This is a genomic window from Mycobacterium sp. SP-6446 (assembly GCF_001954045.1).
Taxonomy (GTDB): Bacteria; Actinomycetota; Actinomycetes; order Mycobacteriales; family Mycobacteriaceae; genus Mycobacterium.
Genome location: NZ_MBEM01000232.1, coordinates 1 through 14146 on the forward strand (window position 1 = coordinate 1; position 14146 = coordinate 14146).

13 protein-coding genes and 1 pseudogene are annotated in these 14146 nt (G+C 67.0%); 9 read left to right on the forward strand and 5 right to left on the reverse strand.

Features of this window, described 5'->3' with window-relative positions; genetic code table 11:
• The 4 genes from A5736_RS20485 to efeB form a co-directional block, all read left to right on the forward strand.
• Positions 1 to 375: DUF3097 family protein (locus A5736_RS20485; RefSeq protein WP_139333471.1), on the forward strand; the 375-nt coding region annotated here is incomplete at its 5' end.
• Positions 376 to 463: 88 nt separating this feature from the next.
• A complete protein-coding gene (gene efeU, locus A5736_RS20490; protein WP_076248262.1) occupies positions 464 to 2074 on the forward strand; it encodes an iron uptake transporter permease EfeU in 1611 nt (536 codons plus the stop codon).
• A gap of 43 nt (positions 2075 to 2117) precedes the next feature.
• The gene (gene efeO, locus A5736_RS20495; RefSeq protein WP_175611350.1) at positions 2118 to 3293 is read left to right on the forward strand and encodes an iron uptake system protein EfeO; all 1176 of its coding nucleotides are present in this window, start codon (positions 2118 to 2120) and stop codon (positions 3291 to 3293) included.
• A gap of 2 nt (positions 3294 to 3295) precedes the next feature.
• On the forward strand, positions 3296 to 4615 hold the full coding sequence (efeB, locus tag A5736_RS20500; protein WP_076248264.1) for an iron uptake transporter deferrochelatase/peroxidase subunit: 1320 nt from the start codon (positions 3296 to 3298) through the stop codon (positions 4613 to 4615).
• Between the two features lie 7 nt (positions 4616 to 4622).
• Here the strand turns inward: efeB and A5736_RS20505 are convergent, their stop codons facing one another.
• Positions 4623 to 5732 (reverse strand): M42 family metallopeptidase, encoded by a 1110-nt coding sequence (locus tag A5736_RS20505; RefSeq protein ID WP_076128091.1) that lies wholly within the window; start codon positions 5730 to 5732, stop codon positions 4623 to 4625.
• 130 nt (positions 5733 to 5862) lie between these two features.
• Between A5736_RS20505 and A5736_RS20510 the strand changes: the two genes are divergently transcribed.
• The gene (locus tag A5736_RS20510) at positions 5863 to 6747 is read left to right on the forward strand and encodes a universal stress protein (RefSeq protein WP_076128093.1); all 885 of its coding nucleotides are present in this window, start codon (positions 5863 to 5865) and stop codon (positions 6745 to 6747) included.
• Here A5736_RS20510 and A5736_RS20515 read toward each other — a convergent pair.
• Genes A5736_RS20515 through A5736_RS20525 form a run of 3 tightly spaced genes read right to left on the reverse strand, consistent with a single transcriptional unit; the run spans position 6689 to position 10310 of the window.
• On the reverse strand, positions 6689 to 8251 hold the full coding sequence (locus A5736_RS20515; RefSeq protein ID WP_076128095.1) for a bifunctional 3-(3-hydroxy-phenyl)propionate/3-hydroxycinnamic acid hydroxylase: 1563 nt from the start codon (positions 8249 to 8251) through the stop codon (positions 6689 to 6691). The two genes, A5736_RS20510 and A5736_RS20515, sit on opposite strands and share 59 nt — an antisense overlap.
• Positions 8248 to 9186, reverse strand: coding sequence for a fumarylacetoacetate hydrolase family protein (locus tag A5736_RS20520; RefSeq protein WP_076128096.1), 939 nt, complete (start codon positions 9184 to 9186; stop codon positions 8248 to 8250). Before A5736_RS20520 ends, A5736_RS20515 begins: the two co-directional genes overlap by 4 nt.
• Entirely contained in the window at positions 9183 to 10310 is a 1128-nt protein-coding gene (locus A5736_RS20525; RefSeq protein WP_369805161.1) for a VOC family protein, read from the reverse strand. The genes A5736_RS20520 and A5736_RS20525 overlap by 4 nt, the downstream gene beginning before the upstream one ends.
• Before the next feature lie 97 nt (positions 10311 to 10407).
• On the opposite strand from A5736_RS20525, the gene A5736_RS20530 reads away from it, so the two are divergent.
• Positions 10408 to 11061, forward strand: coding sequence for a TetR/AcrR family transcriptional regulator (locus tag A5736_RS20530; RefSeq protein WP_076128101.1), 654 nt, complete (start codon positions 10408 to 10410; stop codon positions 11059 to 11061).
• On the opposite strand, the gene A5736_RS20535 is transcribed toward A5736_RS20530, so the two are convergent.
• Positions 11058 to 12377: an acyltransferase gene (locus A5736_RS20535; RefSeq protein WP_076128103.1), complete on the reverse strand. Its 1320-nt coding sequence runs from the start codon at positions 12375 to 12377 to the stop codon at positions 11058 to 11060. The genes A5736_RS20530 and A5736_RS20535 overlap by 4 nt on opposite strands.
• 65 nt (positions 12378 to 12442) lie before the next feature.
• On the opposite strand from A5736_RS20535, the gene A5736_RS20540 reads away from it, so the two are divergent.
• The 3 genes and pseudogenes from A5736_RS20540 (at position 12443) to A5736_RS20545 (ending at position 14126) form a co-directional block, all read left to right on the forward strand.
• Positions 12443 to 13414, forward strand: coding sequence for an aldo/keto reductase (locus tag A5736_RS20540; RefSeq protein WP_076128105.1), 972 nt, complete (start codon positions 12443 to 12445; stop codon positions 13412 to 13414).
• Positions 13414 to 13541: pseudogene (locus A5736_RS26920) on the forward strand (NAD-dependent epimerase/dehydratase family protein); the annotation flags it as partial. The gene A5736_RS20540 and the pseudogene A5736_RS26920, both read left to right, overlap by 1 nt.
• A gap of 219 nt (positions 13542 to 13760) precedes the next feature.
• Entirely contained in the window at positions 13761 to 14126 is a 366-nt protein-coding gene (locus A5736_RS20545; RefSeq protein WP_076128107.1) for a DUF1801 domain-containing protein, read from the forward strand.
• The last annotated feature ends 20 nt before the right edge of the window (positions 14127 to 14146 follow it).

Below are 14146 nucleotides of genomic sequence, written 5' to 3' on the forward strand. Positions count from 1 at the left end.
GGCCGGGCGGGGCGGCTGGGCGTGCTCGTCGACCACCTCGTGGCGGGCTCGAAGGAGGCCCGCATCGCCGACGCGGTGCGGCGCGGGCCGGGCGGCCCGCACACGCTGGTCGTCGGGCACCCCTACGTCGACATATGGCAGGCGGTAAAGCCGCAGCGGCTCGCCCTGCAGGCGTGGCCGACGGTGCCGCGGCACGTCGAGTGGAAACACGGCGCCTGTGCGGCGCTCGGCTTGCCCCATGCCAGCCAGGCGGACATAGCCAACGCCTGGCGACGCATCCGTTCGCGGGTGCGGGACTGGAACGACCTGGAGCCGGCGTTGATCAGCCGCGTCGAAGAACTCATCGACTTCGTGACGCAGCCTGTCGGCCCGTAAAAGCCAGGTAAACCCCCCGCTTAACGACCGGCCGTTAGTTAGGCTACGCTAACTTGGAGCTCCCGATGGCGGGACAGGAACCGGGTGAATGCAGGGGATATACGGGGTTTTCATAGGCACGTTCCTCATCGGCCTGCGCGAAGGTCTGGAGGCGACGCTCATCGTGAGCATCGTTGGCGCCTTCCTCAAGCGCAACGGTCAGTCGACGCGCCCGATGTTCATCGGTGTCGGCCTGGCCGTGGCGATCAGCGTCGCGGTTGGCGTCGGCTTGGATCTGGTTTCGGCGACCCTGCCGCAGGCGCAACAAGAAATGATGGAGACGGTCATCAACGCCATCGCGGTGGTGTTCGTGACCTCGATGATCATCTGGATGAACCGCAATGCCCCGCGGCTCAAGGGCGAACTCGAGCGGGAGGCCCGTCAGGCGCTCAACCGGGGCGGCGCGCTGGCGCTGGTGGTCATGGCCTTTCTCGCCGTGCTCAAGGAGGGCTTCGAGACGTCGGTGTTCCTGCTGGCGGCCGCCGAGACGTCGCACGGCAACCGGTGGTTCTCCGTGCTGGGCGGCGCAGCCGGGATCGCGGTATCGATCGCGCTCGGCGTCGGCCTGTACTTCGGTGGTTTGAAACTCAATCTCGGCCGGTTCTTCCGTGTCACCGGGGTGTTTTTGGTGCTGATCGCCGCCGGATTGGTGATGGGGGGCCTGCGCACCGCGCACGAGGCCGGCTGGGTGACCATCGGCCAGCAACAGGTGTTCGACTTCTCGGCCTGGATGCCCAGCCAATCCATGCTGGGTGCGCTGATCACCGGGGTGTTCGGGCTGCCGCCCGATCCCCGGCTGATCGAGGTGCTCGGCTGGCTGCTCTATGCGGTCCCGGTGCTCGTCGTGTTCCTGTGGCCGGCCCGGCTCGCCGCCGCGCCCCGAATCCGGCGTCGCCTGCTGGCCGCCGCCGCCGCGGCCCTGCTCATCGCCGCGGCGCTGCTGGCGATCGCGATGCCCGCGGGGGGCTCCGCCGCCGGATCGCGGACCCGCGCCGTCACCGACCGTCTCGGTCACACCGCGAGCGTGTCGCTGCTGTCCAAACCCGACGGCCGTTCGCTGGCAATCACGGGCCAGGAACATCCCCGCAGCGTCGAACTCGCCGCGGCAGGCGTCCAAACCGTGGGCGGGGTCACGGTGCAGGCGTGGCAGGCGACGGTTCCCGCCGACCCCGGCCCCAGCCCCCCGACGGTCACACTGGAAGAGTTGTCGAGCCTGACCGGCGGGCGGCTGCCCGTGGGTGTGACACTGGCCCGTACCCCAGGCCCCTTCCGTGCGCAGTGGGCCGCCAGCACCGTGTATACGGTTCTGGCCCAAGGTGATTCGGTCGTTAGCGCCCAAGCGGCCAGCAATCGCACCGCCGTGCTCACCGGCGGCGGGCTCGCCGGCCCGAAGACCGTCAGCGTCGGCGCGCTGCCCACCGATTGGTCCACCGCCGGCGCCGAAGACCAGGCGATGGCGGCGCGCATCTCGGCCGCCGCGCGTGAGCGCGACGAGCGGCAACTCTGGAAAGTCTGGCTTCCGCTGGTGCTGGGCGCATTCGCGGTGGCGTGCGCGCTGGGCGCAATAGTTTCGGGACGCAGTGACCGCGCCGGAACCGAAGGGGAGAGGAGATCCATCGATGGTGAATCACACCGTCCGGGCACGGTGCCGGTCTCGTGAATTCTTGCTGACCGCACCGGCTTTGCTCGCCCTCGCGGCCTCGCTGTTCTTCGCGACCGCGTGTGGCCACTCGAGCGGCAGCTCGAGCCCCGCGAAACCGGGGCAACCTGGCGGCAAGAACGCGGTCAAGGTGACGATGGCCAACAATGGCGGCAAGGACGGCTGTGCGCTGGACACCACCAGCGTGCCCGCCGGGCCGGTCACCTTCACGGTGGTCAACACCGGCGCGCCGGGGATCACCGAAATGGAGTTACTCAGGGACCAGCGCATCGTGGGCGAAAAGGAAAACCTCGCTCCCGGCCTGGATCCGGTGTCGTTCACCATCACGCTGGACGGCGGCTCCTATCAGCTGTATTGCCCCGGCGCCAGCGCCGAATATCAAACCCTGACGGTGACGGGCCAAGCGCCGGCGACACCGACGGGGACGGTGGCAACCATCCTCAGCCAGGGCACCAAGGACTACGCCGCCTACATCGTCAGCCAGATCGGTCAACTCGGCGACGGCGTGAAGGCACTCGACGCCGCAGTGCAATCGGGCAACGTCGATGCCGCGAAAGCGGCGTACGCCAAGGCGCGACTGTTCTGGGAGCGATCGGAAGCCAGCGTGGAGGGCTTCGTCCTGCCGGGCTTTGCCGTCGGCGACAACGCCGGCAACCTCGACTATCTGATCGACATGCGTGAGTCGACCCCGGTCGACGCCAAAGTCGGATGGAAGGGCTTCCACGCCATCGAACGCGACCTGTGGCAGGGCGGCGCGATCACCCCGGGCACAAAGGCGTTCAGCACCGAATTGGTCGGCAACGTAAGCAAATTGAACACGACGGTCGCCACGCTCCAATACAAGCCCGAGGATTTGGCCAACGGCGCCAGCGACCTCATCGAAGAGGTGCAGAACACCAAGATCACCGGCGAGGAGGAGGCCTTCAGCCACATCGACCTGGTCGATTTCTCGGGCAACGTCGAAGGCGCTCAACAGGCCTACGCGTCGCTGCGGCCGGGTCTGGAGAAGATCGACGCCAATCTGGTCAACCAGATCGATCAGCAGTTCCAGGCGGTGCGCAACGTCTTGGACGGCTATCGCGACCCGTCCGCGTTGGGCGGCTATAGCACGTACACACCGGCGCTGCGGGCTGGCGACGCAACCAAACTCACCGCGGTGACCCAGCCGCTGCACCAGAGCTTGTCCACCGTCGCCCAAAAAGTCGTCTCGGCGGGCTGACCATGGCGGACGACGAGCAAGCCGAATCCGCCTCCGCGGCGGGCAGTGACGTGGAGTCGCCGGTGGACAACAGCGGCGTATCGCGCCGGCGGATGCTGGGCGGCGCCATGTTGGCCGGGCTCACCGGCACCGCGGTCGGCGCTGTCGGCGGCGGGTTCGCCGGCTACGCGACCGCGGCCACGCAGCGCGACGACGACAACGACACCGTCGACCTACGCCGCAGCTATCCCTTCTACGGCCAGGCTCACCAAGGCGGAATCGCCACGCTCCCACAGCGTTACGCGGTGTTCATGTCCTTCTCATTGGCCGACAGCGCCAGCCGTCGAGATCTGCAAAGCCTGCTGGCGCGCTGGTCGGCCGCCGCGGCGGTCCTGCAGCAGGGCAATCCCGTCGGCACCGTGCAGCCCCAGGTCGAGGTGCAGCCGCCCACCGACACCGGGGAGGCGTTCGGGCTCAGCCCGGCCAGCCTCACCGTCACCGTCGGCTTGGGGCCGTCCCTGTTCGGGGAACGCTTCGGGCTGGCCACGCGGCGTCCCGCCGTGTTCACCGACCTGCCCCCGCTCAACGGCGACAACCTGGATCCCCGCCTGCATGGGGGCGACCTGTCAGTGCAAGCCTGCGCCGACGACCCGCAGGTCTGCTACCACGCCGTGCGCAACCTCGCCCGCCTCGGGCGCAACATCGTGTCGCCGTTCTGGGCGGTGCTGGGGTTCGGACGAGCCTCGGCCGGCCCCGGCCAGCACACGCCGCGAAACCTGTTGGGATTCAAGGACGGTACTCGCAACATTACCACCCAGGCGGAGTACGACCGGTTCGTCTGGGTGGACAACAGCGACCAGGCCTGGATGAACGGGGGAACGTATCAGGTCGTCCGCAAAATCCGGATGCTGATGGAGACCTGGGACGTCGACCGCGTCGGTAATCAGCAGAAGATCTTCGGCCGTACCAAGGAGGAGGGCGCGCCGCTCAGCGGCAAGACCGAGTTCGACACGCCGAATTTCAGCGCCAAGGGCGCCGACGGCGATCCGCTCATCGACCCGCGGTCGCACATCGGTCTGGCCGCCCGGGAAAACAACGACGGCATCATGATCCGCCGGCGGTCCTACAACTACACCGACGGCCTCGACGCCAACGGCCAACTCAACGCCGGTTTGTTGTTCGTCTCCTATCAGAACGATCCACAGCATTTCATCCGGCTACAGAACCGTCTCGGGGCCAACGACCTTCTCAACGAGTACATCCGCCACATCGGCTCGGCGATCTTCGCGGTGCCACCGGCGCCCGCCGAAGGGCACTACATCGCCCAAAGCCTGTTCAGCTGAACAACATTCACGGCTGCAGCAGGAAGTCGACGACGATCGCAGCCATGTCGCCGATGGCATCGCGCCGCACGACTTCGAAACCGTGAGTGCTCAGCGTGGGCAGGCACAGCAGCCCCGCTCGCGGTGTCAGCCCGTTGGCCTTCGCGTGGGAGGCGTCCGATTCGAATGCGCCCAGCGCGGCCGCCTGGGGCTCCAGTTCCCGGTCGGCGGCGATCCTCATCAGCCGGTCGGCAACGTCCTTGTCGTAAACACACAAGGCATCGCTGTATCCGACGATCGGACCGCCGGCGACGCTCGTCCCGTACTCCTGCTCGGTAGGCCCGACCTCGAGGGCGAGTGTGAGGGTGCCGGGCAGTGACGCGCTGGCGTAGGAGCCGCCCACGCCACCGATCTCCTCGTTGGTGGTGAACACGAGATAGGCGTCGTGGGCGGGTCGTTGGCTGCGATCGCGCAGCAGGCGGGCGGCGTGCAGCAGGGCGGTGACCGCGGCGCGGTCGTCGAGGAAGTAGCAACCGACGTAGTCCCCGATCTCGACCAGCGTCCTCTTGCTTCGCTCCACGCACACGCGGGTGCCGGCGTGCACCCCCGCGGCATCCAGCTCATCGGGACTGCGCCCGGTGAAGATGTACACGTGCTGCCAGTCGAGTGCCTTGTCGCCTTGATCGGGTTTGGTCTCCCAGATCCGCGGGCTCTCCTTCGTGGTGTGCTCGGACCCGAGCGTCAGCACCGCGGTGAACGTCTCGTGGTCGCCGAGCACGGCGACCGGGCCAAGCCCGAAGTTGCCGGGATACATCGTCCCCAATTGCGTCACGTGCAGCGTGCCGTCGGACTCGATGCGCTTGACGATCATGGACAACTCGTCCATGTGCGCCATGACCCGCGTCGCGGTGCCCGGCCCCGCCGTCGTGGCGGTCCGGTGTGCCGCGCCTTCGGGGAGGCCCTCGGTGGCGGCGAGGTAGCCGACCAGGTTGCCGGCGTCATCGGTCCACATGTCGTCGACGACGGGGCGGAGTTCGCGGGCGCACACCTCGCGCACCGCGTCTTCCTGCCCGCACGGCCCGTAGGTCCACAACAGCTCCTGCAACAGGCCGTCGGTGGACTGCTCGCGGTGTTCCATCCGGTTCCCCTCGTGTCACTGGCAACGGTATCGGCCACGGAAGCCCTTTGTCCCCGTCGTTGAGGACTAAAGCCTCACGCCCGGCACCTACTTCGGTCTATAGCGTCGCTCGTGACGAGAGGAGCACGAAATGTCCGCACCCGTGAAACCGCGCGGCATCGTCGTCGCGGTCGACGGTTCACCCGCATCGAACGCCGCCGCGTGCTGGGCGGCCCGTGACGCCGCGCTAAGGAATGTTTCCCTGACGTTGGTGCATGCGGTGGTGACGCCCACCGTGAGCTGGCCGCCGGTTCCATACCCCGAGTCGTTGGCCGTGGGGCTGGAGGACGAGGGCAAAAGGGCCGTCATGCACGCGGCCAAAATCGCCGAAGATTCGATGCCCGCGGACCGCAAGGTCACGATCAACCGGGAGTTGGTGTATTCGGCCCCGGTGCCCGCGCTGATCAAGATGTCGGATGAGGCGGAGATGGTCGTCGTGGGCAATTCCGGGCGCGGATTGCTGGCCCGCGGCGTGCTCGGATCGGTCAGTTCGGCCGTGGTTCGCCACGCGAATTGTCCCGTCGCGGTTATCCGCGACGAAGATCAGTTGATGCCTGACCCCCAGCACGCCCCCGTGCTGGTGGGCATCGACGGCTCGCCGGCCTCGGAACTCGCGACGGCGATCGCGTTCGACGAGGCGTCTCGCCGGGGCGTCGACCTGATGGCCCTGCAGGCATGGAGCGACGTTGCCGTGTTGGACGTCGCCGGAATGGATTGGGCGAGCGTGGAAGCCGAGGCGGAACGCAGCCTCGCCGAAAACCTGGCCGGTTGGCAGGAACGCTATCCCGACGTGGCGGTGCACCGGCTGGTGGTGCGTGACCGGCCGGCGCGACAACTCGTTGAGAAGTCGGAATCCGCTCAGCTTGTGGTCGTGGGTAGCCACGGCCGCGGCGGATTGGCCGGCATGCTGGGCTCGGTCAGCAACGCAGTCCTGCATTCGGTTCGGAGGCCCTTGATCGTCGCCCGACCGTCGTGAGCGTCCATGCGCACAGCGCGGCAACGTCACGCCCGGCGCGCATGACCGTTCGGTCGGGACGGACGATGGCCGCGGTGGCATGCCCACGCCGCAGCCACGTCGCGAGCACGCCGCCGGGTTGAGCGATCACCACCGCGACCCCGCGTTGCCGCAGCGACGCTGCTACCTGATCGCCCGGCGGAGCGGACGCGATCATGCCAAAACCGGCACCAACGGCGTCGTCGAGCCGATGACCATCGGGCAGAACGGGATTCGGGCACAGCGTGCCGGCCAGCTCGCCCGGCCGGCGAGCCTTGCGCACCAGGGCGGATGAGTGCAATGCCGGCGTGGTGGAGTCGACGACCTTCTCGCGCAGACCCGGGACTAGCCGCAGCCGGGGTAACACCATGCGACGCACCAGGTTGCCCAGCCGCCCGCCGCCGGTCATCGATCGACCGACGGTGAGCGCCAGCCGAATCATGGCCCGGGCGTGCGGTTTACGCTCCTGTTCGTAGCTGTCCAGGACGTCCGCCGCGAGCGTGCCGTTTACGACCCCGGCGATCTTCCAAGCGAGGTTCATGGCATCTCGCAACCCCGCGCCCATGCCCTGGCCGATGAATGGGGGAGTGAGGTGTGCCGCGTCGCCCAGGATGAAGATGTTGCCGCGGCGCCACCGATCGGCAATTTGGGCGCGGAAGGTGTACTCGGTGATGCGCAGCAGGGTCAGGTCGCCGTCGTCGACGTCGGCGGTCCAGGGCGCGATCAGTGGCCGCAACGTCTTCACGGTGTCGAAGTCCTCAGCGCTTTCGCCGGATAGCAACTGGAACTCCCAGCGGTACCGCGCCGTCCCGATGCGCATGTATGTTCCCGCGCGAACCGGGTCGCAGACTTGATGCACGCCCTCCCACTGGTGCAGGTCGGCCGCGGCGGCGACGTCGGCGACGAGCCAGCGCTGTTCGAACTTCAAATCGCGCACGACCGAGCCGATCTGGGCCCGCACCATGCTGTTGGCGCCGTCGCAGCCCAGCAGATACGCGGCGTCGACGTGGTGAACCTGGCCATCGGAGCGGTCGGCGAACGTGACCCGCACGTACTTTCCGTTGTCCGTCACTTCGGTCACTTCGGTGTCGCCGCGCAATTGCGCGTTCGGAAACCGCTCGAGGTTTGCCCGCAGCAGGGCCTCCAACTCGGGCTGGTCGAACATGTTGGCCTGCGGGAAGCCGTTGCGGCTACGCGACGTGTCGCGGTTGAACTCGGCGAGCACCCTGAATCGATTGTCCAGCAATCGCAGCCCCAGCGTGGGCCGTGAAATCGCCGCGAACTCGTCAGCAATCCCCAAACGGGCTATGACTCGGTAGATTTCGTCGTCCAGGTGCACGGCGCGGGGTTGCGGGTATACGCCAGGCCAGCGGTCCAGGACGAGGCATTCCACGCCGTATTGCGCCAGCAGCGTGGCGGCGGTGACGCCGGTCGGCCCGGCGCCGACGATGACAACCGGAACGTGCCGAACGGCCTTGTCGGTCACGCGAATCGAACAGCGCTGCGCTGCGTCCCGAGGTCGATCGCCCCGTCATCGGTGGACACGGACGCCTCCACGATGTCGCCGTGCCCCAGATATTTCGGGTTGCCGGCCTGACGTTTGAAAAATGCCTTCCACTTGATCGCGGGCGGCAACAAGTTTCCGATGATCTCCACCGGCTTGGGCGGGGCACTCAGCGCGGTGCCGACTGGCGTGCCGGTGAGGATGAGGTCGCCGGCGGCGAGCTCCTGAAATTGGGTGAGCGACTGCAGCGCCTGCAGTGGTCGATACAGCATGTCCCCGTCGACGAGGGCGTTCTGCCGCTCCTCGCCGCTGACGCTCAGGCGCAGCCGCAGCTCGCCGAACCGGTTGAGCTCGTCGGCGGTCAGTAGCACCAACTCCGGCCCGACCGGGGTGAACGTCGGATAGGACTTGGCTTCGTAGAACTGCGTCTGCGGAAGCTGAATGTCGCGGGCGGAAACGTCGTTGGTCACAACCAGTCCGGCGATGAATTCGGCGAGGTTGGCCTCGGAAATAGTTGTGCCGACCGGGATTGCGCGCCCGATCACCAGCCCGATCTCCACCTCGTAGTCGAGCAGCTTCACGTGTGCTGGTTTCACGATGTCGTCGAACGGCCCGTTGATCGACGCCGATGCCTTGCGAAAGAAGGTCAGCGGAACCGTCGCCGGGTCCATGCCCGCATCCTTGACATGCGACGCAAAGTTGGTCATCTGGGCCACAACTCGGCAGGGCCTGGTCACCGGCGAGATCAGCTTGAGGCTGTCGACGGCGACTGTGTCCGCGCTGGCGGCGGCCGCATCGATCGCGGCGCGGTCGGCCAGCAGCTGCGCGGTCGTGGTCGCGGCGGTGTCGATTTTCACCGCGCCGTTCGGCGTTTTGCGCCACCACGCGTCGGCGGTGTGCAGGACGGCGACGGTCATGAGGTGGGTACTTTCAGGAGGCCAAAGAGGCGATTGACGTCGAACTCGTTGCTGTCGCGAAGCGCGGAGAACATCGAAACCAGTTCGTGGCGAGCCGATTTGATCCCGGTCCCGAGGAAATCTCGGCTCACTGGCGGGCCCCACTGGGCCAATCCGGACGCGGTGAAGGGCGCCCACCCCGGTTCGAGGGTGTTGTCGAACATGTCGCCGTCGGCGAAGTGCTCGACCAGGAAGCCGTCGGGATCGCGCCAGTAGTCGAAGATCTGGCTCCCCTGGATGTGCCTGCCGATGCCCCAGGACCGGAAATAGCCGCGCTCCCTGAGGTATTCGCCGCCGGCCGCCAGGGCGTCGAGGTCGCTGACTTGGTAGGCCGAGTGCACGTAGCGGTTGGCCGGACCCAGCGCAAGCGCCAGCGTGTGGTGATCGGCCGGTATGGAACCCCGGTCGCAGCGGATGAAGCTCATGGCCGGCCCGCGTCCGCGTTGGCCGGGGAAGAACAGGAAGTCGCTAACGATCATGCCGAGGTTGTCCAGATACCAGTTCAACGTCTGGAGGTACTTGGTCGACTGCACCACCAGATGACCCAGGCGCTGCACCCGAGCGGGAACCCGCGGGGGGCGTTGACCGGCGTTGGTGCGCTGCACGTCGTGCCCGAAGTTGAACACGTGCGGCGGCTGGCCGACGAGCTCCGGTAGTTCGTGCATGCCTGCGACGACCCGCACGGGCATGCCGCTGGGATCGATGAGGTCGACGGACACCCCGCCGATGCTTTCCGGCAGCGGCCGCGCGGGGGCGCCGGATTTGTCGGCCAGCCGCAGCACGTCGGCCTCGTCGAGGGCCCGAAACGCCGCGCCGGTGAATCGCGTCCGCTGCCCACGGCGCACGACCACACACGGTGCGCCCGCATCGGTGCCGCGCAGCTGAACCTCGTCAGGACCGGCGTGTACGGAGTGAAAGCCGAAGGCCCGCGCGAACGCCTCGGCGCGCGTCAGGTCGGGCTTCTCGAATTCCAGCCACGCAATGTCGGCGATTTTGATCACCGGGTTGCGCGAGCGGCCGGGGTGTTCGCCGGGTAGTGCGCCCTGCTCACTGTGCAGGTCCCGGTGGGCGCCTTGCGTCTGCATCATTGACCATCCTTTAACTGACGAAATCGTCACATACGAGTCAATGTTCAGTCAAGACTTCTGACGAAATCCTCAAAAGTGATGCATACTTCTACCCATGAGCGCGATGCCCGACGATTCCGAGTCGCCCAATCGCCTGGAGCGGCGTAAGCAACGCACCAGGGCGGCGCTGGTCAAGGCCGCGCAGCGGTTCATCGCCGAAGGGCGGGTCAACGTGCCGGTCTTGGAGATCACCCAGGCCGCCGACGTCGGCATGGGTTCCTTCTACAACCACTTCGACAGCAAGGAGCAGCTGTTCGACGCCGCAGTCGCCGACGTACTCGACGCACATGGGGCGATGCTGGACCGGCTCACCGCGTCGATCGACGACCCCGCCGAAACATTCGCCGCCAGCTTCCGGCTGACCGGGCGGCTCTTCCGTCAGCGCCCTCAGGAGAGCGAGATCTTGTTGGCCAGCGTGCCGGCACTGTTGTCGTCTGATCGCGGCCTGGCGCCGCGGGCATTACGCGACATCAAAGCCGGCGTCGACGCGGGCAGGTTCCACATCGACGATCCCGAACTGGCCCTCGCCATGGCCGGCGGCGCACTGCTCGGACTTGGAAAACTGTTGCGTGACGACCCGGAACGTGACGACGCACGTGCCGCCGACACGGTTACCGAAAATGTGCTGCGCCTCTTCGGGTTGAGCGCCAAGGAGGCGCGCGCCGTGTGCCAACGCCCGCTGCCCGAGGACACGTTCGCCGAGGCCTAGCGAGCGGAATCCACCGACTGCAGTCCGACTTTCGCGGGTCGAAGCGCGACCAGGGTGACCCCGACGGCGAAGATCAGCGCGGTCACCCACGGCAGGTGCCCATCGGGGGCGAAACCCTGCGCCGCGACGAACGCCAGGCCATATGCGGCCATGGCGGCACCGGCCAGCATGATCGGTTCGCCGCCTCGATCCGGAAGCGGTATCCCGAATGTCGGGAGCGGGGCGGCGAAAAGCCGCCGTCCCCACCACAGCAGCACCAGCTCGACGGCGGTCACCAGGCCGAGGATGACCACCCATTCCAACCGGGCGAGCCACCAGTCGGCCGTTCCTTCGGGCGGCTGCGGCAACAGTCCGGTCGGATAGCCGACGACCGCGACGATCACGACGGGGATCATGTGCCACAGGTACAGCGCCATCACATTGTTGTTGGCTATCGACAGCACGCGGCGGACAGGGCCGGCGCGCAACGCCCGATTGAGCACGGGCGCAAGGGCCATTGCCACGCCCGTCTGCGCGCAGCCGAACGCGAGCAGCGCCACGGTGGGCGGCGTCGTATTGTCGATGGTCTGCCCGGGAACGCCGATCATGCTCACCGGATAAAGTTTCAGCAAAATCAGCAGGGCGAGCGCGACCGCCGACCCGGCTCCGAGCGCCGCGGCTCCGCGAGTGCTCAATTGCCGGGCGTGCCAACTGATTCCAAGTTGGTACAGCGCTCCCCAAGCCAACAGGTAGTTGAGCCAGCCGACGTACGGTATGTGACCGCCGATCGATATGGCGTCCACCGCCGCGATTCCCACCGCGAGTGCCGCCGGTACCCGAAGACCCCAACGGCGTTGTGCCGCAATGGCAATCGGCGTCAGCGAGACCACTATCACGTACACAGCGAGGAACCACAAATGCATGGCCACCGCCCAGCCCGCGTATTCCAGCACGGAGCCCGCGACGTGGTTGGCGTCCGCGACCACGACGATCGCCGACACCAGCGCGGCATAGATCGCCGTCGGCCCCAGAACCCGGGCCAGCCGGTGCCTAAGCCAGATCGGACGGGGCATACCGTCGGAGTCGTGGCGATGCGCCCAGGACACCGCGCCGGCGTAGCCGGCCGCCAGGAAGAACGTCGGGACCGCCTGGAACGGCCAGGTCAGCCACTGCGTCCAGGGCATGTCGACGAGTGGGTTCTGCCGGCCGAACTGCCCGTCGTGGTAGGTCACCGATCCGGCCAGCCAGTGCCCGAGCACAATCAGGACGACGCCGGAGACCCGGTAGAAATCCACCGCCAGGTTGCGGGTGGGTCGCGCGGTGTTTGCGTGGTCCATCAGATCGCGGGAAGCTCGACGCGGTGCACAGCGCCACGGTACCCGGCCGAATGACAGGAGAATGTGTGGAACAGGCTCAGCTCGGCGACTTGCGGGTCGGCCGTATCGGGTTGGGTGCGATGGGCATGTCCGCCGCCTATTCGATCGGGGGCTTTGACGACGCCGAGTCCATCCGGACGATTCACCGCGCCATCGATCTCGGCGTCACACTGATCGACACCGCCGAGGTCTACGGCCCTTACGTCAACGAGGAACTCGTCGCACGCGGGCTGTCGGGCAGGCGAGATCAAGTTGTGCTGGCCACCAAGTTCGGCCTGATCTCGCACACCGGCCGCGACGGCCTGGACAGCAGCCCCGCCAATATCCGCATCGCCGTGGATGGTTCCCTGCAACGGCTGGGGACCGACCACATCGACCTGTACTACCAACACCGCCTCGATCGCGGCACCCCGATCGAAGACACGATCGGTGCGTTGGCCGAGCTGGTGACCGCCGGAAAGATCCGGTACATCGGGCTTTCCGAAGTCGGCGTGAACACCATCCGCCGCGCGCACGCCGTGCATCCCCTGACCGCCGTGCAATCCGAATATTCGCTGTGGACCCGCGACCCCGAAGAGGGAGTGCTCGACGTCCTGCGCGAACTGGGCATCGGATTCGTCGCGTACTCGCCGCTGGGCCGCGGCTTCCTCACCGGCGCGATCCGCTCCACCGAGGAGCTGCCCGACAGCGACTACCGCAAGACCAACCCCCGATTCTTCGACGAGAATTTCCAGCACAACCTCAACAGCGCCGACGAGTTGCGCGATATCAGCGCCGACGTCGGCGCCACTCCGGCTCAGGTCGCATTGGCCTGGCTGCTCGCGAAAGGCCCCGACATCGTGCCGATTCCGGGGACCAAACGGGTGGCACGTCTCGAGGAGAACGCCGCCGCGGACACGGTCGAGCTCGCCCCCGACCAGCTGGCCAGGCTCGATCGACTAACACCGGCCGTCGGCGGTCACCACGCCGAGGCGCAGATGGGCTGGATCGACCGCTAGTGGGTGGCGACAAGAAGCTGGTGATCGGCGCCAGCGGTTTCTGGGGTCGCATGTCACTCGGCAGCTTGTCACCGCCGGCGCGGACGCGCGAGTCATGTTGCGCCGCACCAGCTCTACCAAAGGCATCGCCGGATGCGGCCGCCGCATTTTTCGCTTCGCGACTAACATGTCCCCACGGGTATCGATGCGCGGGGGACCGACAATGTGCCCGCCTTCACAGCGACAACTCCATCGGTGATGCAGGTTGTCGCTGTGAGGTGGGCACGACAAATGGTGGCGCCCCGGGGAAACCAGTGTGGTAGGCGTGGTAGAGGTTTGGTGACCGGCATCAGAAAGGCATGGCAATATGGCGGACTCTCCCTCCAAACTGATCGACGCCAGAATCGAGGAACTCGGTGACTGGCGGGGTGAAACCCTCGCCCACATCAGAAAATTGATCAAGCAGGCCGATCCCGACGTCGTCGAGGAGTGGAAGTGGCGCGGCGTCCCGGTTTGGTATCACGACGGGATGATCTGCACCGGTGAGACGTACAAGAACGTCGTGAAGATGACCTTCGCCAAGGGCGCCTCGCTGCCGGATCCCGCGGGCCTCTTCAACTCCAGCCTCGACGGCAACACCCGGCGCGCGATCGACTTCCATGAGGGCGACAAGGTCGACGACAAGGCGTTGACGGCACTGATCCGTGCCGCGGTAGACCTGAACACGGCGTAGCCGGCCTGTACAGCCCTGCA

Excerpts from the sequence above, each read along its gene's own strand:
- A5736_RS20530 (WP_076128101.1), top strand. The coding sequence starts at position 10,408 with ATGAGCGCGATGCCCGACGATTCCGAGTCGCCCAATCGCCTGGAGCGG.
- A5736_RS20545 (WP_076128107.1), top strand. The coding sequence starts at position 13,761 with ATGGCGGACTCTCCCTCCAAACTGATCGACGCCAGAATCGAGGAACTC.
- A5736_RS20505 (WP_076128091.1), bottom strand. The coding sequence starts at position 5,732 with ATGGAACACCGCGAGCAGTCCACCGACGGCCTGTTGCAGGAGCTGTTG.
- A5736_RS20525 (WP_369805161.1), bottom strand. The coding sequence starts at position 10,310 with ATGCAGACGCAAGGCGCCCACCGGGACCTGCACAGTGAGCAGGGCGCA.
- efeU (WP_076248262.1), top strand. The coding sequence starts at position 464 with ATGCAGGGGATATACGGGGTTTTCATAGGCACGTTCCTCATCGGCCTG.
- efeB (WP_076248264.1), top strand. The coding sequence starts at position 3,296 with ATGGCGGACGACGAGCAAGCCGAATCCGCCTCCGCGGCGGGCAGTGAC.
- A5736_RS20520 (WP_076128096.1), bottom strand. The coding sequence starts at position 9,186 with ATGACCGTCGCCGTCCTGCACACCGCCGACGCGTGGTGGCGCAAAACG.
- A5736_RS20535 (WP_076128103.1), bottom strand. The coding sequence starts at position 12,377 with ATGGACCACGCAAACACCGCGCGACCCACCCGCAACCTGGCGGTGGAT.
- A5736_RS20510 (WP_076128093.1), top strand. The coding sequence starts at position 5,863 with ATGTCCGCACCCGTGAAACCGCGCGGCATCGTCGTCGCGGTCGACGGT.